Origin of the sequence: Streptomyces sp. NPDC004610 (assembly GCF_040609715.1) — a bacterium.
In the GTDB taxonomy this organism is placed as follows: domain Bacteria; phylum Actinomycetota; class Actinomycetes; order Streptomycetales; family Streptomycetaceae; genus Streptomyces.
On sequence record NZ_JBEXLA010000009.1, the window covers coordinates 69,497 to 90,478 of the forward strand.

The 20,982-nt window shown below is 74.5% G+C and carries 21 protein-coding genes and 1 pseudogene; 15 read left to right on the forward strand and 7 right to left on the reverse strand.

Going from position 1 to position 20,982, the window contains the following annotated elements; translation table 11 throughout:
• Positions 1-55: 55 nt before the first annotated feature.
• From ABZX40_RS12100 to ABZX40_RS12125, 6 genes are all read left to right on the forward strand, one after another.
• Positions 56-703, forward strand: a complete 648-nt coding sequence (locus ABZX40_RS12100; RefSeq protein ID WP_355732401.1) for a histidine phosphatase family protein — start codon at positions 56-58, stop codon at positions 701-703.
• 147 nt (positions 704-850) lie between these two features.
• Positions 851-2,470 (forward strand): ATP-binding cassette domain-containing protein, encoded by a 1,620-nt coding sequence (locus ABZX40_RS12105; protein ID WP_355732398.1) that lies wholly within the window; start codon positions 851-853, stop codon positions 2,468-2,470.
• A 120-nt stretch (positions 2,471-2,590) separates the two neighbouring features.
• Complete coding sequence (locus ABZX40_RS12110) at positions 2,591-2,818, forward strand: DUF6158 family protein (protein WP_355732395.1); 228 nt, start codon at positions 2,591-2,593, stop codon at positions 2,816-2,818.
• Positions 2,819-3,138: 320 nt separating this feature from the next.
• Positions 3,139-3,870 (forward strand): hypothetical protein, encoded by a 732-nt coding sequence (locus ABZX40_RS12115; RefSeq protein ID WP_355732392.1) that lies wholly within the window; start codon positions 3,139-3,141, stop codon positions 3,868-3,870.
• A gap of 47 nt (positions 3,871-3,917) precedes the next feature.
• Positions 3,918-5,183, forward strand: coding sequence for an aminotransferase class I/II-fold pyridoxal phosphate-dependent enzyme (locus ABZX40_RS12120; protein WP_355732389.1), 1,266 nt, complete (start codon positions 3,918-3,920; stop codon positions 5,181-5,183).
• Positions 5,180-6,250 carry an MBL fold metallo-hydrolase gene (locus ABZX40_RS12125; RefSeq protein WP_355732386.1) on the forward strand — a complete coding sequence of 357 codons (1,071 nt, stop codon included), beginning with the start codon at positions 5,180-5,182 and terminating at the stop codon, positions 6,248-6,250. The genes ABZX40_RS12120 and ABZX40_RS12125 overlap by 4 nt, the downstream gene beginning before the upstream one ends.
• 55 nt (positions 6,251-6,305) lie before the next feature.
• On the opposite strand, the gene ABZX40_RS12130 is transcribed toward ABZX40_RS12125, so the two are convergent.
• Together ABZX40_RS12130 and ABZX40_RS12135 are read right to left on the reverse strand one after the other, a co-directional pair.
• Entirely contained in the window at positions 6,306-6,923 is a 618-nt protein-coding gene (locus tag ABZX40_RS12130) for a VTT domain-containing protein (protein ID WP_355732383.1), read from the reverse strand.
• Positions 6,920-7,693 (reverse strand): MBL fold metallo-hydrolase, encoded by a 774-nt coding sequence (locus tag ABZX40_RS12135; RefSeq protein WP_355732381.1) that lies wholly within the window; start codon positions 7,691-7,693, stop codon positions 6,920-6,922. Before ABZX40_RS12135 ends, ABZX40_RS12130 begins: the two co-directional genes overlap by 4 nt.
• A gap of 84 nt (positions 7,694-7,777) precedes the next feature.
• On the opposite strand from ABZX40_RS12135, the gene ABZX40_RS12140 reads away from it, so the two are divergent.
• The 5 genes from ABZX40_RS12140 (at position 7,778) to ABZX40_RS12160 (ending at position 13,917) form a co-directional block, all read left to right on the forward strand.
• Positions 7,778-8,197, forward strand: a complete 420-nt coding sequence (locus ABZX40_RS12140; protein WP_355732378.1) for a hypothetical protein — start codon at positions 7,778-7,780, stop codon at positions 8,195-8,197.
• A 131-nt stretch (positions 8,198-8,328) separates the two neighbouring features.
• Complete coding sequence (locus ABZX40_RS12145; RefSeq protein WP_355732375.1) at positions 8,329-10,440, forward strand: phage holin family protein; 2,112 nt, start codon at positions 8,329-8,331, stop codon at positions 10,438-10,440.
• Between the two features lie 93 nt (positions 10,441-10,533).
• Positions 10,534-11,595 carry a MoxR family ATPase gene (locus tag ABZX40_RS12150; protein ID WP_355732373.1) on the forward strand — a complete coding sequence of 354 codons (1,062 nt, stop codon included), beginning with the start codon at positions 10,534-10,536 and terminating at the stop codon, positions 11,593-11,595.
• Between the two features lie 62 nt (positions 11,596-11,657).
• Positions 11,658-13,391, forward strand: a complete 1,734-nt coding sequence (locus ABZX40_RS12155; protein WP_355732712.1) for a hypothetical protein — start codon at positions 11,658-11,660, stop codon at positions 13,389-13,391.
• A 100-nt stretch (positions 13,392-13,491) separates the two neighbouring features.
• The gene (locus ABZX40_RS12160; RefSeq protein ID WP_355732372.1) at positions 13,492-13,917 is read left to right on the forward strand and encodes an OsmC family protein; all 426 of its coding nucleotides are present in this window, start codon (positions 13,492-13,494) and stop codon (positions 13,915-13,917) included.
• A 212-nt stretch (positions 13,918-14,129) separates the two neighbouring features.
• On the opposite strand, the gene narJ is transcribed toward ABZX40_RS12160, so the two are convergent.
• From narJ to ABZX40_RS12175, 3 genes are all read right to left on the reverse strand, one after another.
• The gene (gene narJ / locus ABZX40_RS12165; protein ID WP_355732371.1) at positions 14,130-14,624 is read right to left on the reverse strand and encodes a nitrate reductase molybdenum cofactor assembly chaperone; all 495 of its coding nucleotides are present in this window, start codon (positions 14,622-14,624) and stop codon (positions 14,130-14,132) included.
• Positions 14,624-14,776: a hypothetical protein gene (locus ABZX40_RS12170; RefSeq protein ID WP_355732370.1), complete on the reverse strand. Its 153-nt coding sequence runs from the start codon at positions 14,774-14,776 to the stop codon at positions 14,624-14,626. Before ABZX40_RS12170 ends, narJ begins: the two co-directional genes overlap by 1 nt.
• Before the next feature lie 93 nt (positions 14,777-14,869).
• The gene (locus tag ABZX40_RS12175) at positions 14,870-15,733 is read right to left on the reverse strand and encodes a helix-turn-helix transcriptional regulator (RefSeq protein ID WP_355732368.1); all 864 of its coding nucleotides are present in this window, start codon (positions 15,731-15,733) and stop codon (positions 14,870-14,872) included.
• Positions 15,734-16,018: 285 nt separating this feature from the next.
• On the opposite strand from ABZX40_RS12175, the gene ABZX40_RS12180 reads away from it, so the two are divergent.
• A complete protein-coding gene (locus ABZX40_RS12180; RefSeq protein ID WP_355732366.1) occupies positions 16,019-16,444 on the forward strand; it encodes a hypothetical protein in 426 nt (141 codons plus the stop codon).
• Here ABZX40_RS12180 and ABZX40_RS12185 read toward each other — a convergent pair.
• The gene (locus ABZX40_RS12185; protein WP_355732364.1) at positions 16,426-17,253 is read right to left on the reverse strand and encodes a helix-turn-helix transcriptional regulator; all 828 of its coding nucleotides are present in this window, start codon (positions 17,251-17,253) and stop codon (positions 16,426-16,428) included. The two genes, ABZX40_RS12180 and ABZX40_RS12185, sit on opposite strands and share 19 nt — an antisense overlap.
• Positions 17,254-17,456: 203 nt before the next feature.
• Between ABZX40_RS12185 and ABZX40_RS12190 the strand changes: the two genes are divergently transcribed.
• Together ABZX40_RS12190 and ABZX40_RS12195 are read left to right on the forward strand one after the other, a co-directional pair.
• Entirely contained in the window at positions 17,457-17,762 is a 306-nt protein-coding gene (locus tag ABZX40_RS12190; protein ID WP_355732362.1) for a 4a-hydroxytetrahydrobiopterin dehydratase, read from the forward strand.
• A 7-nt stretch (positions 17,763-17,769) separates the two neighbouring features.
• A complete protein-coding gene (locus ABZX40_RS12195; RefSeq protein WP_355732361.1) occupies positions 17,770-18,531 on the forward strand; it encodes a class I SAM-dependent methyltransferase in 762 nt (253 codons plus the stop codon).
• A 798-nt stretch (positions 18,532-19,329) separates the two neighbouring features.
• Here the strand turns inward: ABZX40_RS12195 and ABZX40_RS12200 are convergent.
• Positions 19,330-19,473: pseudogene (locus ABZX40_RS12200) on the reverse strand (homoserine O-acetyltransferase); the annotation flags it as partial.
• A 495-nt stretch (positions 19,474-19,968) separates the two neighbouring features.
• Here ABZX40_RS12200 and ABZX40_RS12205 point away from each other — a divergent pair.
• Complete coding sequence (locus ABZX40_RS12205; protein WP_355732709.1) at positions 19,969-20,817, forward strand: class I SAM-dependent methyltransferase; 849 nt, start codon at positions 19,969-19,971, stop codon at positions 20,815-20,817.
• The last annotated feature ends 165 nt before the right edge of the window (positions 20,818-20,982 follow it).

A 20,982-nucleotide genomic window follows, 5' to 3' on the forward strand; every position in this document is an offset into this window, starting at 1 on the left:
TCACGGTTACCCTGAAGTGGCCGTTCTTGTCCCCGAGAGACAGAAGAATGCCCACATGCGCCTGATCCTGATCCGTCACGGCCAGACCACGGCCAATGTGGAGCTGCTGCTCGACACGGCGGTCCCCGGTGCCGGGCTGACCGATCTCGGACGGCGACAGGCCGCCGCCCTGCCCGGGGCCCTGGCCGACGAGCCCATCGAGGCCCTCTACGCCTCCACCCTCACCCGCACCCAGCACACCGCCGCCCCGCTCGCCGCCGCCCGCGGCCTGGACATCCGGGTCCGCGACGGCCTCCGCGAGATCACCGCGGGCGCCCTGGAGATGCTCCCCGGCGAGTCCGGCGAGGGCGAGCGCTATATGCGCACGGTGTTCGCGTGGATGAACGGCGACACCGGGGTGCGGATGCCCAGCGGGGAGAGCGGCGACGAGGTCCTCGCCCGCTACGACGCCGTGGTCGCCGAGGCCGCCGCCAGCGGCGCCGCGACGGTCGCCATGGTCAGCCACGGTGCCGTCATCCGGCTCTGGAGCGCCGTCCGCGCCGCCAACCTCGACGCCGCCTTCGCCGCCGCCCACCGGCTGGAGAACACCGGCGCCGTCCTGCTGGAGGGCGCCCCTGGGGACGGCTTCAAGGCTCTGAGCTGGGCGGGCATGGCACCGGGACCCTCCGGGGAGGGCGGGCCCATGGGGCATCCGGTGGGCTGAGCGGCCACGTCCGGTATCCGTCCGGTGACCGTACCGGCGTCTGTCCGGTGACCGTGCCGGTGCCTGTGCGGTGTCTGTCCAGTGTCGTGTCGTATCCGTCCGATATCCGGTTGCCCGCGCCCCCGGGCGCCGCCCACAATGCGCCCCATGGGACATCTGGAAGCCGCGCATCTTGAGTACTACCTCCCCGACGGGAGGGCGCTGCTGGGCGATGTCTCGTTCCGGGTCGGCGAGGGTGCCGCCGTCGCCCTGGTCGGCCCCAACGGCGCCGGGAAGACCACCCTGCTGCGGATGATCTCCGGCGAGCTGAAACCCCACGGCGGCACCGTCACCGTCAGTGGCGGCCTCGGTGTGATGCGCCAGTTCGTCGGCTCCGTACGTGACGAGACGACCGTACGGGACCTGCTGGTGTCGGTCGCGCCGCCGCGCATCCGGGAGGCGGCCAAGGCCGTCGACACGGCCGAGCACGGCATCATGACCGTCGACGACGAGGCCGCCCAGCTCCGCTACGCCCAGGCCCTCGCCGACTGGGCCGAGGCCCGCGGCTACGAGGCCGAGACCCTCTGGGACATCTGCACCACCGCCGCCCTCGGCATGCCCTACGACCGGGCCCAGTGGCGCCAGGTCCGCACCCTCTCCGGCGGCGAGCAGAAACGCCTGGTCCTGGAGGCGCTGCTGCGCGGCACCGACGAGGTCCTCCTCCTGGACGAGCCGGACAACTATCTCGACGTACCCGGCAAGCGCTGGCTGGAGGAGCGGATCAAGGAGACCGCCAAGACGGTCCTGTTCGTCTCCCACGACCGGGAACTCCTCGCCCGCGCCGCCGACAAGATCGTCTCCGTGGAGCCCGGCCCGGCCGGCGCCGACGCCTGGGTGCACGGCGGCGGCTTCGCCACCTTCCAGGAGGCCCGCCGCGAGCGCTTCGCCCGCTTCGAGGAACTGCGCCTGCGCTGGGACGAGAAACACGCCCAGCTCAAGAAGCTCGTCCTGAACCTGCGTCAGGCCGCCACCAACAGCGACGCCATGGCCTCCCGCTACCGCGCCGCCCAGACCCGGCTGCGCAAGTTCGAGGAGGCCGGGCCGCCGCCGGAGCCGCCCCGCGAGCAGGACATCCGGATGCGGCTCAAGGGCGGCCGGACCGGGGTCCGCGCGGTCACCTGCGCCGGCCTGGAGCTGACCGGCCTGATGCGACCGTTCGACCTGGAGGTCTTCTACGGCGAACGGGTCGCCGTCCTCGGCTCCAACGGCTCCGGCAAGTCCCACTTCCTGCGGCTGCTCGCCGGTGGCGAGGTCGCCCACACCGGCACCTGGAAGCTCGGCGCGCGGGTCGTCCCCGGCCACTTCGCCCAGACCCACGCCCACCCCGAGCTGCTCGACCGCACCCTCCTGGACATCCTCTGGAAGGAGTACGCCCAGGATCGCGGCGCCGCGATGAACCGGCTGCGGCGCTATGAGCTGACCCGGCAGGCCGAGCAGACCTTCGAACGGCTCTCCGGCGGACAGCAGGCCCGCTTCCAGATCCTGCTGCTGGAGCTCCAGGGGGTCACCGCGCTGCTTCTGGACGAGCCGACGGACAACCTCGACCTGGAGTCGGCCGAGGCGCTCCAGGAAGGGCTGGAGGCCTTCGACGGCACGGTGCTGGCCGTTACCCACGACCGCTGGTTCGCCCGCTCCTTCGACCGGTTCCTGGTGTTCGGCAGCGACGGAAAAGTACGGGAGTCCTCCGGACCTGTGTGGGACGAGCGGAGGGTGGAGCGGGCTCGGTAGCGGTGGGCTCCCGGGCCGTGGCCTGTCGGCGGTGGTCCGTCGGCGGTGGCTTCCGGGCGGGGTGAAGTGAATGTTCGTACAGTGGAGGAGCAGGGACGGACACGACGATCGGGGCACCACATGACCGGAGTCGACCCTGGTCGGCTGGACGACCAGCAGCTCATGAGAGAGCTGGAGACCATCCACCGCACGCGCCACGACACGCTGCTGTACGGGGCCGATGACGCGCTGCGGGCGCACGACGAGCGGATGGCGCAGCTTGAGGGGGAGTACCTGCGGCGCAATCCCGGGAGGTTTGTGGCGGCTGGGCGTACCAGGGAGGGCGCGCGTCGGGGCACCGCCCCGTAGGCGGAATGGGGGTTGGGGGCGGGTGCGGGTTGTGGGGGGTTTTCGCGCAGTTCCTCCCCCAGAGGGGGTACCCCCAGCGCCCCTGAGGGGTGGGGGCTGGGGATTTGTGGGTGTGTGCGGGTTGTGGGGGCTGGGCGCGCAGTTCCTCGCGCCCCTTGAGGGCGATGGGGGTGACCGGCGTTTGTTCAGTGGGCGGGTTTCACTCGGTTGGCTCGGGGGGTTGGGCCAATGGGCTTTGGGGGCGCGCGGGGTGAAGGGGTGGGGGATCTGATGGGGGCGGGAGGTCGTTTCCCGTTGCCGTCGGTCGAGGAGTTCGTGCCATGTGCCGCAGCCCCCGTCTTGTGTCCCTGGTCCTGGTGGCCGGAGCCGTCGTGCTCGGTGGCGCGCCGGGCGTGGCCGCCGAACCGGCCGCCGAGGTGAGCCCGGCGCGGGCGCGGCCGGGCGGCAGTGTCACCGTCTCCGTCACCTGCGATCCCGCCGACGGGGAGGCACCCAGGACCCTGGAGGCCACCTCGCGGGCGTTCGCCGAGGGCCGGATCACCCTGCGGTCCGAGTCCGGCGGGGACGGGCGCTCCGGGACCCGCTACCGGGGCACCGCGCGGATCGGTACCGCCGTGCACCCCGACGGCGGCGCCCGTGACGCGGCCTGGACCGTGGACGGCACGTGCCCGGCGTCCCGGGGCGGCGGCAAGGGCAGGCAGTGGAGCGCCACCTTCACCGTCGAGAAGAGCGGCGGGGGACAAGATGGCGGGGGACAGGACGGTGGGGGAGATGACGGTGGACGAGAGGACGGCGGGGGCGGGGGTGGGATCACGCATCGGCCCTGCCCGCCCGAGCAGGGGCGCGAGTGGTCGGCGTACGGGCCGGGAGAGGCCGGGCGCGGCTCCGGGTCCTGCGAACCGCCGCCCGCCGAGCACGGCGTCCACGCGGGCTCCGGCGGCACCTTCACCGACTCGGTGCCCGCGCTGGTGGGCGGCGGGCTGCTGATCGCGGGCGCCTGCGGCGGGGCCGCCTACCGGCTGCGCCGCGGGACGGCCCGCGCCCGGGGCTGACGTCCCGAGGGCCGGATACGGGAACGGGGATCCAAGGGAGGTACGGGATGCGGCGCACCGACCCGGAGAACCACGGCCCCGTCCGGTACGGGCCCCATCTGCCGGACGACGGGCTGCCGCCGCTGCCGGAGCTGACCGGCGTCCTCGCCGCCGCCGCGGGACGCGCCCGTACCGAGCCCGTCGGCGGCGGCCGGGCCCTGCTGGAGGCGGCCTGCGGCTACTGGTCGCGCCGCGGACTGCGCACCCACCCCGACCAGGTCGCCGCCGGACCGGGCGCCCCCAGCCTGCTGCTGGCCCTGACCGCCGCGCTCGGCGGCGATGTCCTGGTGCCGCGCCCCTGCACCGCCTGGTGGGCGCCGTACGCGCGGCTGCTGGGGCGGCCGGTGTTCCATGTGGCGACCCCGGCCGAGTGCGGGGGCGTGCCCGACCCCTACGCGCTGCTGGAGACCGTGCGCCGGGTGCGGGACGAGGGCGGGCGGCCCCGGCTGCTGGTGCTGTCGGTCGCCGACGACCCGACCGGCACCGTGGCCCCGCCCGAACTGCTGCACCAGGTGGTCGAGGCCGCCGAGGGCGAGGGCCTGCACCTGGTCAGCGACGAGACCTGGCGGGACACCCTGCACCCGCCCCACGGGGCCCCCGCGTCCGCCCCCGTCCTGCTCAGCCCCGCCGAGATGCTGCCCGAGCGGGTCACCGTCGTCAGCGATCTGGCCGGGGCGCTGCTGCCGCCCGCCTGGCCCGCCGCCGTCGCCCGCTTCCCCGCCGGACCCGAGGGCACGGTCCTGCACGCGCGCGTCCTCGATGTGCTGACCGCGCTGGGCGCCCCGCTGGCGGGCCCGGTCGCCGCCGCCGCGGGCTACGCGCTCAGCGAGCCCGCCCCGGTCACCGCCCGCGTCGCCGCCGCCGTCCGGCTGCACGCCCGCCTGGCGCGGGCCCTGCACGAGGCCGTGGTGGACGCCGGGGCCCTGGCCCTGCCCCCGCGCGCGGGGCGCCAGCTCTACGCCGATCTGGGCCCGCTGCGGCCCGCGCTCGTCGCGCGGGGCATCGGGGACGCCCAGGACCTGGAGGACCACCTCACCCACCGGCTCGGCATGCCCGCGGCGGGCGGTCACCGCTTCGGCGACGACCTCGCCGCGCTGCGGGTCCGGCTGACCACGGGACCGCTGCTCGGCGCCACCGACACCGAACGCGCGGAAGGTCTCGCCTCCCCCTCGCCGTGGGAACTGCCACCTGTGCGGCAGGCGTTGACCACCCTGAGATCGGTCCTCGACGATCTCCGCGACGACGGCGCCCGGCGAAGGGAGTCCCCTCGATGACGCAGCAGTCCGAGTCGGCCGCGGGCGCGAGCACGGCCCCGAGGTCCCCCGGCGCGGGCCCGGCGCCCTGGCCGCCGCTGGCCGAGCCCCGCCCGCTGGCCGAGCACCGGGTATGGCCGCGCGCCTTCCACGACCGGCTGACCGCGCCCCTGCCCGGCATCAGGGCCATGACCCGCTTCGCCCGCGAGGGCGCCGTCCGCCCCGGCCGCGAGGGTCTCGCCGACATCCCCCGGCTGCCCTTCGCCCCCGGCCCGCTGCCCCGCGCCGACGCCCGCACGCTCGCCGTCACCTGGGTCGGGCACGCCAGTTGGGTGCTGAGCGTCGGCGGGCTGACCGTGCTCACCGACCCGGTCTGGTCCCGCCGGATCCTCGGCACACCCGCGCGGATCACCCCGGTCGGGGTGGACTGGGAGGCCCTGCCGCCGGTCGACGCGGTCGTCATCAGCCACAACCACTACGACCACCTGGACGCCCCCACCCTGCGCCGCCTCCCGCGCGCCACCCCCGTGTTCGCGCCCGCCGGGCTCGCCCCCTGGTTCCGCCGCCGGGGCTTCACCACCGTCACCGAACTGGACTGGTGGGAGGCGGCCGAACTGCGCGGGGTCCGCTTCGACTTCGTCCCCGCCCACCACTGGTCCAAGCGCTCCCTGACCGACACCTGCCGCACCCTGTGGGGCGGCTGGGTCCTCACCGCCCCCGACGGCCACCGCGTCTACTTCGCCGGCGACACCGGCTACGGCCACTGGTTCACCCGCATCGGCCGCCGCTACCCCGGAATCGACCTCGCCCTGCTCCCGATCGGCGCCTACGCCCCGCGCTGGTGGCTCAGCGATGTCCACTGCGACCCGGAGGAGGCGGTACGCGCCGCCCAGGACGTGGGCGCGACCCGCATGGCCCCCATGCACTGGGCCACCTTCATCCTCTCCGCGGAACCGGTCCTGGAGCCCTTGACCCGAGTGAGAGAGGCATGGCGATCGGCGGGCCTGGCACGAGAGGACTTGTGGGACCTACCGGTAGGCGCCTCAAGGACCTTGGACGATGAACGCCGGGGACCAGATGCCGCTTAGGGGCGCGGGGAACTGCGCGACCAGCCCACCACCACCCGCACCGCCCCCACAACCGTCACCGCCCCCGAACCCGCCGCCAAACCCCCGGCACCGCACTGATCGCCAACGTCAACCCCACCGCAGCCACCACCCCCTCCCACGGCTCACTGAACAACGACCCCCCGGCAACCCCGATCAACCCATACGTCACCGCCCACGCCAGACACGCCGGCACATCCCCCCGCGCGAACCTCCGCAACGGCCACTGGGCGAGGAGACACGCCAGCATCACCGGCAACCGCCCCGCCGGCACCAGGCGGGACAGCACCAGCACCGCCACCCCGTGCTCCTGGAGCTTCGTCTGCGCCTGTTCCAGTCGGTCCTCCGGCGCCCGCGCCCGTATCGCCTCCAGCCAGCGCGACCCGTTGCGGGAGCCCATTCCGCGCCGCCCCAGCCAGTACAGCGCCAGGTCACCGAGGAACGCCGCCAGTGAGGCCGTCACGAACACCAGCGCCATCGAGAACGGCGCCGTCTGATGGAACGCCACCACCGTTGCCGAACTCACCAGCGCCCCGGTCGGCACCACCGGCACCAGCGCCCCCAGCAGCACCAGCACGAACAGCGTGGGATAGCCGATCGCCTGCTGGGTGGTCTCCTGCGGCACACTGTCGGCCGCCGCCGCCAGCCAGTTCACCGGGCGACCTCCGGCCGCACCCGTTCGCCGTGCCCCAGCCGGTGCACCGCCACCCCCGGCGCCCGCTCCGCCGCCAGCCGGACGAACTCGTCACCCGGCGCGTGGAATTCATGCGGGCGCACGGCGTCCATACCGATCGGCCAGAACGTGCCGTAGTGCACCGGCACCGCGCTGTGCGCCCCCAGCCGGGCCAGCGCCTCCGCCGCCCGCCCCGCGTCGAGATGCTCCTCGCCCAGATACGGGCCCCATCCGCCGACCGGCAGCAGCGCCACATCGACCGGCCCGACCTCCTCGGCCATGGACGCGAACAGCCCGGTGTCCCCGGCGAAGTACGTCCGCGCCTCGCCCTCCACCACATAGCCGAGCGCGGGCGCCCGGTGCCGTCCGACCGGCAGCCGCCGCCCGTCGTGCCGCGCGGGCACCGCCCGGACCACGACCTCCCCGACCGTGACCGTCTCGCCCGGCGTCACCTCCTCGATCCGCAGCCGGGACAGGCGCCGCAGACCCGGCACGGCCCGGAGCGCGCCCCGGGGCACCAGCACCCGGGTACCCGGCGCCAGGGCGGCGAGGGAGGGCACATGGAGATGGTCGGCGTGCAGATGGGAGACCAGGGCGACATCCGCGCGCCGGGCGTCGTCCGGGGGTACGTCACCGCGGCGGCGGCGCAGATGGGCGAGCCGGCGGGCGAACAGGGGATCGGTGAGGACGCGTACGTCCGAATCCTCGACCGTGCAGGTGGCGTGACCCCACCAGGTGATCTCCACCGGCACCCCTTTGACTCCTTCGCGCGACTCCCCCGAAGGGTACGCGCAGCGGTAGGGTCGGCGGCGAAACCCGGAGGTGAGGGGGACTCCATGGGAGAACAGAGCGGTGCCTCCGGCACGCGGGTCACGACGATCGCCAGTCTGACGCCGCTGGAGGAGCTGGACACCGATCCGTTCCTCGTGGACTCGCGCAGCCAGCACGCCATGTGCGCCCGCTGGGCGGCGGAGCGCGGATATGTCGTCACCCGGCAGTTACTGGTCTCCGGTCTGCGTCCGGACCACGGCATCCTGTGGGACGACATCCGGCCGGGGCGCGATGTGTTCGTCGCGCCGAGCAGGCGGGTGCTGGAGAGCGCGCTGGCGTCCGTGGAGGAGTTCACCGAGGAGTGCGCGCGGCGCGGGGTGCGGGTGGAGACCGTCGGCCGCGAGGAACCCTCGTACGACGCCGGGATGAAGGCCCGGGTCCATCGCCGGCTGTCGATGCCGACGGCCGGGTACGACGGGCAGTGACCGCCGCCCGGTGGCGTTCGGTGACCGGTTGCTCTCTCACGGTGGCGAATCGATTCCCCCCGGCGTTGTGACAGGGTGGAGGGCAGGCCCGCGTCCGGAACCGGCGGGCCGGGACGTGAGGTGCGGGGAACGTGCGCGGTGGTCGCCTGCGAACAGTGCTGAGCCAGCTGGGGCGGAGCGCCACGGTGTGGGCGGTGAGCACGCTCACGATGCTGATCCTCGCCGGTGTCCTGCCCGACTTCCAGCTCCAGTCCGCCGACGGCGACAGCGCCACCCGGATCGCGATCACCGCCGCCCTCGGCGCCGGTGGCTTCGGACTGCTCTCGGCGCTGGTGTGGCCGCTGATGGTGCGGTTCCTGCTGCTGGTGCCCGCCCTCGTCCTCGGTCTGCTGGTGTTCTTCCTCAACGGGGCCCTGCTGCTGATCGCGCTCCGGCTGAACCCGGCCGCCCGCGGCGACGCCTCCCCGGAGACCGCCGTGGTCGTCGCGGCCGTGATGTCCGCCGTGGCCTCCGCGACCGGCGCCGCCCTCGCCGTACGGGACGACGACGCCTACCGCCGCCGCCTCTACCGGCTCGCCGACCGCCGCCGCAGACCCCCGCTGCCCGGCCCGCTCACCCACGGCACGCTCTTCCTCCAGCTCGACGGCGTCGGCCACGACGTGCTGGAGAGCGCCGTCCGCAAGGGCCTGATGCCCACCGTCGCCCGCTGGCTCGCCGCCGGAGGAGACCACCGGGCGCCCACCCACCGGCTCACCCCCTGGCGCACCGACTGGTCCAGCCAGACCGGCGCCAGCCAGCTCGGCATCCTGCACGGCTCCACCTTCGACGTGCCCGCCTTCCGCTGGTACGAGAAGGACCAGCGCGAGGTCATGGTCAGCAACCGCCCGACCAGCGCCGCCGAACTCCAGCGCCGGGCCGTCGAGCGCACCGGTGACGGCGGACTGCTCACCGCCGACGGCGCCAGCCGGGGCAATCTCTTCAGCGGCGGCGCCGACGAACAGGCGCTGGTGCTGTCCATCGCCACCAAGCGCCGCAGCCGCGAGAACCGCTCCCGCGCCGGATACTTCGCCTACTTCTCCGACCCCGCCAACGCCGTCCGCACCGCCCTGTCCTTCGTCGCCGAGGCGGGCCGGGAGATCGGCCAGTCCACCCGGGCCCGGCTGCGCGGGGACCGCCCCCGGGTCTCGCGCGGCGGCCTCTACCCGCTGATCCGCGCCTTCGCCACCGTCGTCGAACGCGATGTGGTGGTGGCCGCCGTGATGGGCGACATCCTCGCCGGACGCACCTCCGTCTACGCGGACCTGGTGGCCTACGACGAGGTGGCGCACCACTCCGGGCCGCACAGCCGGGACGCCGAGAAGGTGCTCGCCCGGCTCGACCGCTCGCTCGCGCTGATCGAGAAGTGCGCCGAGCACGCGCCCCGGCCCTACCGGATCGTGGTGCTGTCCGACCACGGGCAGAGCCCCGGCGAGACCTTCCGCGCCCGCTACGGGCTCACCCTGGGCGATCTGGTGCGCGCCGGGTGCGGGCTGCCCGTGCCGCGCCGGGCCGGGCGCACCCGCAGCGGCGCCGAGGCCCGCGCGGCGGTCCGGGCCGCGCTGCGCCGCCCGGTCGAGGAGGGCGGCGAGCACCGGCCTCCCTCCCGCCGCTCCGAGCCGATGGTGCTCGCCTCCGGCAACCTCGGTCTGGTCTCCTTCCCGGACGTCGGGCACCGGATGTCCAAGGAGGAGATCGACGCCCGCCACCCGGCCCTGCTGCCGACCCTCGCCAACCACCCCGGCGTCGGTTTCCTGCTGGTGCGCAGCGAGGAGCACGGGGGCGTGGTGCTGGGCGCCTACGGGGCCGAGATCCCGGTCGCGGACCTGGCCGACGGGGCGCGCGGGCCGCTCGCCCCGTTCGGCCGGGGCGCCGCCGACGCCGTACGCAGGACGCACACCTTTCCGCACACCGCGGACATCATGGTGAACTCCTTCCACGACCCGGCCGACGGGGAGGTGCTGGCGTTCGAGGAGCAGATCGGGTCGCACGGGGGGCTGGGCGGGTGCCAGGGGAAGCCGTTCCTGCTGTCGCCGCTCGATCTGTCCGAGCCGGTCGCCGACGGCGGGGACCTGGTGGGCGCGGAGCGGGTGCACCGGGTGCTGCGGCGCTGGCTGCGCGAGTGCCACGGCCCGCAGGTGCCCCTGGTCACGACGGACCGCGCGGACGACGCCGGGGAGGGCGGCGCGCCGGTCGACGCCCGCTAATTCGGCTGCGCGACGCCCCGCGCCCCCCGCACACTGGGCGCACCGGACCGCGCCCGGCGTGTCCGCCCTCCCTCATCAGCCAGGAGCCCCTTCTTGCAGGCAGCCGTCACCGTCACGCCCGCCCGGATACCCGAACTGCTCCTCGGTCTGGCGACCGTACGGCCGGTGTTCCTGTGGGGGGCGCCCGGCATCGGGAAGTCGTCCCTGGTGCGGGAGTTCGCCGAGTCGCTGGGCCTGGAGTGCGTGAGCCTGCTCGGGACGCAGCTCGCGCCCGAGGACCTGATCGGCGTGCCCCAGATCCGCGACGGCCGCTCGGTGTTCTGCCCGCCCGAGGCCATCGCCCGCGACGAGCCCTACTGCCTCTTCCTGGACGAGCTGAACGCGGCCACCCCGGATGTCCAGAAGGCGTTCTACTCGCTGATCCTGGACCGCCGCATCGGTGACTACGAGCTGCCCGCCGGGTCGATCGTGATCGGCGCCGGGAACCGCGCCACCGACAACGCCCTCGCCCGCCCCATCGCCTCCGCCCTGGTCAACCGGCTCGCCCATGTCCATCTGGAGGCGTCCCCGAAGGACTGGCTGGGCTGGGCCGGGGCCAACGGCATCCACCCCTGGATCCAGGACCACCTCACCGACCGGCCCGACCACCTCTGGTCCAAGCCGCCCAAGACCGAGGAGCCGTTCTCCACCCCCCGCTCCTGGCACATGCTCTCCGATGCCCTGCACTCCTTCGGCCCGGACCTGGACGAGGAGACCCTGAAGGTCCTCGCCCACGGCATGCTCACCCCGGCCCACGCCACCGCCTTCTGCGGCTATGTCAAGATCGTGCGCAGCCGGTTCGGCATCGAGGCGATCATCAAGGGCGACGCCCGCTGGCCGCACCGGATCGAGGACCGCGATCTGCTGTACTACCTCGCCGACTCGTTCCGCGGCCGGCTCGTCAAGGAACTCCCGGTCAGCAAGGAGCACATGTCGGCGGCCGGGCGGCAGACCGCGCACCGCGCCAAGTCGCTGCTGGTGCAGCTCGCCGAGATCTCCGTCGAGGTCGCGCAGACCGTCATCGCCGGTGACGCCGACGGCAACCCCGTCCTGCCCTCGTGGTTCCTGATCGAGGCGGCCCGGGACATGCCCCGGCTGGTGGAGGCCCGCAAGTGAGCCGCGGCCGGAGCCCCGCGCAGCGCAAACGGGACCTGGCGGGGGAGACGTTCGCCGAGGGCATGCGGCTGGTGACGGCCAACCCCGCCCTGCGCGCCCTCGACTTCGGCACCTGCCGCGACGAGCGCTGCGACCTCGCCCCCCGCGACGGCCTGATCCGCGTCGACTCCGCCGGCTTCCTGCACTCCCACCCCGACCGGGTCGCCGACCCGCGCGACTGGGCCTGGGCCATCGCCCACGCCGCCATCCATCTCGGCTTCGGCCATGTCCCCGCGGCCAAGGGGGAACGCGAGCAGCCCGACCGGGCGGACCTCGCGGCGCGCTGCGCGGTCGTCAACCGCTTCCTGCTCACCTTCCCGGTCGGCCGCACCCCCGAGGAACTCCCCAGCGCCTACCCCGACGGCGACGAGGAGCGCATCGCCGCCCGCTGGCGCCGCGACGGCATCCCCGCCGCCCACGAGCGGCTCGGTACCGCAGGATCCGCCCCGGACCAGGTGCTGATCGGCTGGAACTCCTGGCTCGGGCCGCCCACCGACTGGCAGCTCGCCTTCGCCGACGCCCTCACCCGCACCATGTCCGCCGCCCTGGACCTCGCCGGTGGCCGCCGTGACTCCCTGGACGGCGACCTCGTCCCGCAGCGGCCCTGGGAACGCGCCCTGAGCTGGTTCGTCTCCTCCTACCCGCTGCTCGGTGGCATCGCCGCCGGCATCAAGCTGATCGCCGACCCCGAACTGGCCCGCGCCCACGGCATCTCCGTCGCCGCCGTCAACGCCGAGGCGGGCGAGATCTACGTCAATCCGCTCCAGGGACTGGACGACGAGGAGTGGCGGTTCGTGCTGGCCCACGAGATGCTGCACGCCGCCCTGCGCCACGGCGACCGCTGCGGCACCCGCGACCCGTATCTCTTCAATGTCGCCGCCGACTACGTCATCAACGGCTGGCTCGGCGAGATGCGGGTCGGCACCATGCCCGAGGGACTCCTGCACGACCCCGCGCTGGCCGGGCTGTCCGCCGAGGAGGTCTACGACCGGATCGCCGGTGACCTGCGCCGGCTGCGGCGGCTGTCCACCCTGCGCGGCAAGGGCGTCGGCGACATCCTCGGCGGCCCGCTGGGCGCCCCGGGCGCCTATGTCGACCTGGACGCCTTCTACCGGCGCGGCCTCACCCAGGGCCTGGAACTGCACGGCGCCCAGGAGCGCGGCCGGCTGCCCGGCGGTCTGATCGAGGAGATCCGCGCGCTCAGCCAGCCCCCGCTGCCCTGGGACGCCCGGCTCGCCCGCTGGTTCGACGAGTTCGTGCCCCGCCCCGAACCGGTCCGCTCCTACGCCCGCCCCTCCCGCCGCCAGGCCGCCACCCCCGACATCCCCCGCGCGGGCCGCTACTTCCCGCCCGAGGAGATCCCGCGCTGCACCTTCGGGGTGGTCCTGGACACCTCCGGCTCCATGGACCGCACCCTGCTCGGCAAGGCCCTCGGCGCCATCGCCTCCTACGCCGCCGCCCGGGACGTCCCGGCCGCCCGGGTCGTCTTCTGCGACGCCGCCCCGCACGACGCCGGATACGTTCCGGTCACCGAGATCGCCGGCCGGGTGAAGGTCCGGGGCCGCGGCGGTACGGTCCTCCAGCCCGGGATCGATCTGCTGCACCGCGCCGACGACTTCCCGCCCGGGGCGCCGGTCCTGGTGATCACCGACGGCTGGTGCGATGTGCTGCGGGTGCGGCGCGAGCACGCCTATCTGATCCCCCAGGGCGCCCGCCTGCCTTTCAGTGCACGCGGACCGGTGTTCCGCGTGCGCTGAGCCGGAATGTGATCGGATAGGGGGCGCGTACGCGCAGTCGGCGTATCGCGCGCAGTCTTTGTTGTGAGTACCTGCGACTCGTATCGCGAAAGGAAACACCGTGGCCACCACGCGCTCCGCACACACCGTCTGGGAAGGCAACCTTCTCCAGGGAAGCGGCGTCGTCACCTTCGACTCCTCCGGCATCGGCGAGCAGCCGGTGTCGTGGCCGTCGCGCTCCGAGGCGGCGAACGGCAAGACCAGCCCGGAGGAGCTGATCGCCGCCGCCCACTCCAGCTGCTTCTCCATGGCCCTCTCGCACGGCCTGAGCGGCGCCGGTACCCCGCCCACCCGTCTCACCACCTCGGCGGACGTCACCTTCCAGCCGGGCACCGGCATCACCGGTATCCATCTGACCGTCGAGGGTGAGGTGCTGGGCCTCGATGAGGCGGCGTTCGTCTCCGCGGCGGAGGACGCCAAGGCGAACTGCCCGGTCAGCCAGGCCCTCACGGGGACGACGATCACGCTGTCGGCCAAGCTGGCGTAGCCCCTCCGGGGGGTAGTTCGGTGCCGCATCCCTGGGTTGGGGGTGCGGCACTGTTGTTCGCGGGGGAGGGGGTGGGGGTTGTGGGCCGGGTGCGGGTGGTGTGTGGCTTGTCGCGCAGTTCCTCGCGCCCCTTCGGGGGCGTTGAAGGGCTGTGTCGATGACCGCGAGGGGGTCCGTGACGGTGCCGGGGAGGATGCCCTGCGGCCGGGTCGTCATCGGGGGGCTCCGGGGCGGGTGGTCGGCAGGGTCGCGCACACCGCGTCCAGGACGCGGGCGTACGGGGTGCCGAAGGCGGTGAGGCGGGTGCGGAGCCTGTCGAGGGCTTCGCGGTGCCCGGTGAGGAGTCCGGTGTCGCCGGTGCGGGCGGTGAACTCCAGCACCGCCGGGAGGAAGTCGGGGAGTTCCTCGCCGGTCAGCTCCAGGCCGTGGGCGCGGTAGACCTCCTCGAAACGGACCAGGGACGTAACTCGCCGCCGGGTGTCGCCGTCCTCCCACCGGATCAGATGCAGACTGTGCCGGTCCTCGGAGTCGAAGACCTCCGCATAGTGCGCGGCCAGCTCCCGCGCGGGGGTGACGGCCGCGTGGTCGGTGAACTCCCGCAACTGCGGGGCCGCCTCCCGCAGCAGCGGCAGCCGGGCCCGGAAGTCGTCGTCGGGGTAGGTCAGACAGAGCGCGGCGGCCTGGTACAGCACGGCGTCCGAGGGCATCAGGACTCCCACGGGACGGCATCGTCGTACGGGGCGATGGCCGGCGGGCGGTACAGCCGCTCGACGGCGGCCCGGTCCGTGCCGACGGCCGCCGTGATCGAGGCGTCCGGCGTGCCGTCCAGGTCGAGGGCCCGCATCCGGGTGTCGGTCACGGCAGCTCCCTTGCTCGCCCGTGGTTCCGAACCTAGGGGCGGGCGGGGGGAGGCACCCGTTCACGGCGCCCGTACGGGTCAGCGCACCCGGCGTCACCGCCGGTCGCGGTACTCCCGCAGGATGTCCTTGGTGCGCGAGGCCGACGCCGCGTGCGCGGTCAGATTGTCCAGCACCTCCAGATGCGCGGACACCTCCGCCCGCGAGTCCAGATACAGCGCCCCGGTCAGATACTCCGTGAACACCATGTCCGGCAGCTCCGGCTCGGCGAACCGGAACAGCGAGAACGGGGCGTAGGTCCCCGGATGCGGGCCCGCCGCGAACTCGGCGATCTGGAGCGTGATCCGCTCCGACTCGGCGTGCTCCAGCAGCCGGTCGATCTGCTCCCGCATCACCTCGGGCCGCGCGGACACCGGCCGCGCCAGCACCGTCTCGTCCATGATCACCCACAGATGGGGCGGACTCGGCTCCCGGAGCAGCTTCTGCCGGGTCATCCGCAGCGTCACATGCCGCTCCACGGTCTCCGGACCGTCCTGGCCTATCGTGCCCGCGTCCAGCACCGCGCGGGCGTAGTCCTCGGTCTGGAGCAGCCCCGGCACGAAATGCGGCTCGTAGGAGCGGATCATCCGGGCCGCGCCCTCCAGGCTGACATACAGACTGAACCAGTCCGGCAGCACATCGTGGAACCGCTGCCACCAGCCCGGCTTGTTCGCCTCCTCGGCCAGCGCCACGAACGCCCCGGTCTCGTCCGCCGGCACCCCATAGGTCTCCAGCAGGATCTGGACGTACGGGATCCGCAGCGAGACCTCGGCCATCTCCATCCGGCGCACGGTCGCCGGGGCCACCCGCAGAACCCGGGCCGCCTCCTCACGCCGCAGACCGGCCGCCTCCCGCAGTTCCTGAAGCCGTTTGCCGAGCACCACTTGGCCGACGGTCGGCGCGGGCCGCCGCTCACTCACGCCACGCCTCCCCTACGCGCCGAAAGAACGCGAGCAGTCTGTCATGTCCCGGTGGCCGAATCACCTGTGTGGCGAGAGATGCTCGCCACCTTGTTCGGATCAAGGGACCGCGCCGTCAAGGCCGTTGCCCCTCCCGGCGCCCGCCCATTACCTCCCGCGTAATCGACCCCCGCCCCCGGCCGGGCGATCGTAGGGGCACCGGGTTCCGGGGCGGCGCACTCCGCTCCGGACCCGGGGTTCCCGCCGCCGCGGCGGCGCCTCCACCTCGACGAAGGGTGACCAGCCATGTCCGCGACCACACTCGCCGCGCTCGCCCGTACCTCCGGCCCCGACCCCATGCTGCGCCGCTTCCTCGCCCTCGACGCGATGGTCACCGGCGCCAACGGCCTCGCCTATCTGGCCGCCTCCGGCCCCCTCGGCAGGTTCCTCGGCGCCGATTCCGGGCTGCTGCTCACCCTTGGCGCGATCCTGACGGCCTACGGCGCCGCCGTCGGGGTGCTCGCCACCCGGCCCCGCCCGGCGGTCCTGCCCGTGAAAGCCGTCGTGGAGATCAACCTCGCCTGGACCGCGCTCAGCCTGGTCGCCCTGGCGCTGTGGCTGACCCCGACCACCGCCGGAGCCGTCTGGACCGTCCTCCAGGCGCTCACCGTCGGCGGCTTCGCCGCCCTCCAGTGGGCGGCCCTGCGCCACCGTCAGGCCAGCAGCGAGTGAAGGTACTTGACCGTCGCCGGGTCGGCCGGGAGCAGTGTCTCGATGGCCAGCTCGGCGACCGTCACATCCATCGGCGTGTTGAACGTCGAGATCGACGACACGAACGACAGGGTGTGCCCCGCGTGCTCCAGCACCATCGGCAGCGCGATGTACGGCACGGCGGGCCGCTCCTCGGCGCGGTGCGCCGGGGCGTCCGGCACCGGATAGGCCGCGACCTCCTCGTACAGCTCCCGCAGCGCGCGCGAGCGGCGCAGCGCGATCTGGCCCCGCATCTGGTGCAGCAGATGCCCCCGCCACTCCGCCAGATTCCGGATCCGCGGGGCGAGCCCCTCCGGGTGCAGGGTGATCCGTACGACGTTCACCGGCGGGGTCAGCAGATGCTCCGGCAGCCCGTCCAGGATCATCGCGATGCCCCGGTTGGCCGCCACCACCGTGTAGTGCGCGTCCACCACCAGCGCCGGATACGGCTCGAACCCCTGGATCAGCCGCTCGATGCCCTCCCGCAGCGGTCCCATCGCCGGGTCGTCGAGCGGGGTCTCCGGGAAGCGGGGCGCGTAACCGGCCGCCAGCAGCAGCGCGTTGCGCTCCCGCATCGGCACCTCCAGATGCTCCGCCAGCCGCAGCACCATCTCCTCACTCGGCCGGGAACGCCCCGTCTCGATGAAGCTGATGTGCCGCGCCGAGGAGTCCGCCCGCAGCGACAGCTCCAACTGGCTCACCCGCCGCTCCTCCCGCCAGGCCCGCAGCAGCGGACCGACGCCCTGGTCGGCGGGGGTGACGGGCGGGGGGACGGGGGTGCGCGTGGCCATGTCCCCGACGGTAACCGAGGCGGAGGCGGGGGACGAACGACTATGCGCCGGGTTCTACCGGGCTGAGCCGGACCGTGGGCCGCGCTGGGCCGCGCTGAGCCGGACCGTGGGCCGCGCTGGGCCGCGCTGAGCCGGTGCCGGGCACCGGCGGTCTCGGCATGGCACGCTGAAGTGACGAGCCATTCCTCGGAGGGAGTCCGGTCATGGGTGCTGAAGTGCTGTCATCGCAGGACGTCGAGGCGCGGCTCGCCGCGCTGCCGGGCTGGACCCTGGACGGCGACCGCATCGGCCGCACCTACCGGCTCGCCTCGCACCTGGCCGCGACCGCGCTGGTCGTGCACATCGCCCAGGTGCAGGAGGAGCTGAACCACCACTCCGACCTCGCCCTCGGCTACAACACCGTCACCCTGTCCGTGCACACCCACAGCGCGGGCGGCGCGCTCACCGTGAAGGACTTCGAGCTGGCCACCCGGGTCCAGGCCCTGGCGCCCGCGCACGGCGCCGAGTGAACCCGCCGTGCTCGACTACCGGCAGGAGGCGGCCCGCTACGACGCCCTGCGCGGCGGCGAGCCCCGGGCCGAGGCGGCGGCCGAGGGCGTACTGAGCCTGATACCGCCCGACGCGCGCGGGCTGCTCGACGTGGCCTGCGGCACCGGGATCGTCACCCGGCGGCTCGCCGCCGCGCGGCCCGCGATGCGGGTGACCGGCGCCGACCTCACCCCCGAGATGGCCCGGCACGCCGTCGCCCGGCTGCCCGGCGCGGTGGTCCTCGCCGACAGCCGGCGACTGCCGTTCCGGGACGGCGAGTTCGACGCGGTGAGCAGTGTGTGGCTGCTGCATCTGCTGGACGGCCCGGCGGAGGTCGCCGCGGTCGTCGCCGAGTGCGCCCGGGTGCTGCGGCCCGGCGGGGTGTATGTCACCACGGTCGACAAGGCGGCCTCCCACAACGTGGGCAGCGACATCGACGCCGTGCTGGCCACCCGGCCGCGCGGCCCGGCGCACGACGCCTCGGAGGCGGTCGCCGGGTACGCGGCCGATGCGGGGCTGGTCCCGGCGGGCCGGACCCGTTTCGCCGGTCGCGGCCAGGGCCGCAGCCCCCGGCGGGCGGTCACGGATCTGCGCCGGGGCTGGTTCATGACGCTCCCGCCGGGCGACCCGCGCGCGGACGGCTACGCGGAACGCCTGGCCGCGCTCCCGGACCAGGACAGGGACCGGCCGGAACCGTGGTTCGCGTTACGGGGGTTTCGGAAGGCGGGGGGGGTAGGGGGGAGGGGGTGATGTGAAGAAGAGGGGGGGAGGGGTGACGTAAAGGGGGAGGGGTGATGTGAAGGGGGGCGGCGCTGGGGGCGGCGTCGCCGCGGCGCGTGCGGGACTCCGCCGTGAGGGCGCGCTGCGGCGGGTCGCGGGTCGATGCGTACGCCGTCGGCCTTGTGATGCGGGCGGGTGAGGCCACTGGGCGGGCTTGCTCTGGGCGTCGCTGTGGGGGCCGGGTCGGTCGGCGGGGGCCGGCGGTGTGTGAGCGTGCCGGTCGGCCGCTGGCCTGCCTTGGGTCCGGGGTTCGTCCGCATGGTGGGCCTGCCATGTCCGTCGCTGTGGGGGCCGGGTCGGTGGGCGGGGGGACCCGCCGCGCGTGGCCGTGCCGGTCGGCCGTCGGCCTGCTTTGGGTCCGGGGTTCGTCCGCATGGCGGGTCCGCTCTGGCCGCCGCCGTGGGAGCAGTGCCGGTCGGCGGGGGACCGGTCCCGCGACAGACGCTGCCGAGCCCGCGACAGACGCTGCCCCGCCCGCCAGGGAAGCCGCCGAGCCCGCAACGGATGCCGCCGCGTCTGCCAGGGAAGCCGCCGAGCCCGCAAGGAATGCCGCCGCGTCTGCCAGGGAAGCCGCCGAGCCCGCAACGGATGCCGCCGCGTCTGCCAGGGAAGCCGCAGAGCCCGCAGCGGATGCCGCCGCGTCTGCCAGGGAAGCCGCCGAGCCCGCGACGGACGCCGCCGGGCCCGCAACGGACGTCGCCCCGCCCGCCAGGAAAGCCGCCGGGCCAGCCAGGAAGCCGCCCGAACCCGCCAGGGAACCGCCCGTGCCCCCGGGCGGGGCGACGACGGGCCCGTGCTGCCCTGGCAGCCGCCCAGGACGTTCGGGGCGACCACGAACCAGCGGTCGGTGTCCAGGGCCAGCCCCGGGCCTACCAGCCCCCGCCACCAGCCGGGCGTGGGATGTCGGGGACCCGGCCGTGTGTGAGCGTGCCGGTCGGCCGTCGGTCCGCCTTGGGTCCGGTGCCGTCCGCATGGCGGGCCTGCTCCGGCCGTCGCCGTGGGAGTCGGGTGGGTCGGTGGGCGGGGGCGTGTGTGACCGTGCCGGTCGGCCGCCGCCCCCCTGGCTCCGGGTCCCACCCGCACCGCGGGCCCGCGCGGATCTGCGCCCGGCTTTGCCGGTACGGCAAAGGTATTTGCTTGCCGGTGAGGCGCACGGCAGGCTGACAGCACCCCGAGGCGAGGAGAGACGGCCCCATGGCTCACGGCGACCACGGCGACCGCGCCGCACACGGCAACGGCACCAGCGGCCACGGCGACCGCGCCGGTCACGGCAACGGCACCAGCGGCCACGGCGACCGCGCCGGTCACGGCAACGGCACCAGCGGCCACGGCGACCAGGCCGGTCACGGCAGCGGCACCAGCGGCCACGGCCAGGACGGCCACCATCACGGGCACGGCCACGGCGACATGGACATCGACTGGTCCGCCATGGCCCCCCTCCTGGAGACCCAGGCGGAGCTGTTCGCGCCGCTCAACGAGCGGGCGGTGGCCTGGCTGGGCAAGCGGCAGACCGCGCCGGGACTGATCGTCGACGCGGGCAGCGGCCCCGGCGTCATCGCCTGTCTGTTCGCCGAGACGTTCCCCGGGGCCCGGGTCGTCGCCGTCGACGGTGCCGCACCGCTGCTGGAGCGGGCGCGGGCGCGGGCGGCACGGCTGGGGGTGGCCGACCGGTTCAGCACGCTGACGGGGGACCTGCCGGACGCGCTGGGCGACCTCGACTACCCCGTCGACCTCCTCTGGGCCAGCCGCAGCCTGCATCACCTCGGCGACCAGCGGGCGGCGCTCGCCGCGTTTGCGGAGCACCTCGCGCCCGGCGGCACCCTGGCCCTGATGGAGGGCGGCCTCCCGGCCCGCTTCCTCCCCCGGGACCTCGGTATCGGCCGCCCCGGTCTCCAGGCCCGGCTGGACGCGCTGCACGAGGAGCGGTTCGCCGAGATGCGCGCGTCGCTGCCGGGCTCGGTCGCCGAGGCCGAGGACTGGCAGGCGCTGCTGACCGCCGCCGGGCTGAAGCCGACCGGCACCCGCAGCTTCCTCCTGGACCTGCCCGCCCCGGCCCCGGACCGGGCCCGCGTCTATGTCGCCCAGGTCCTCGGCCGTCTGCGCGAGGGCTTCGCCGACCAGCTCGACCCCACCGACCGCACCACCCTCGACCGCCTCCTCGACCCCGAGGACCCGGCGAGCGTCCACCGACGCCCGGACGTCTTCCTCCTGGAGGCACAGACGGTCCACACGGCGACGCGGGCGCTGGAGTCGTAGGCGGGGTGGGGCGGGCGCGGGGGACGGAGGGTGTCTGCGCCGATCCCGGGGTGCGGTGTCCGCCGCCCGAGGATCCCCGCCGCGTGCGCCCGGGGGCTCGCGCCCCGGCGCTCGGCACCCTCGTGCCCGCTCGACCGACCCGGAGCGGGCGGTTCCGCGCCCCGG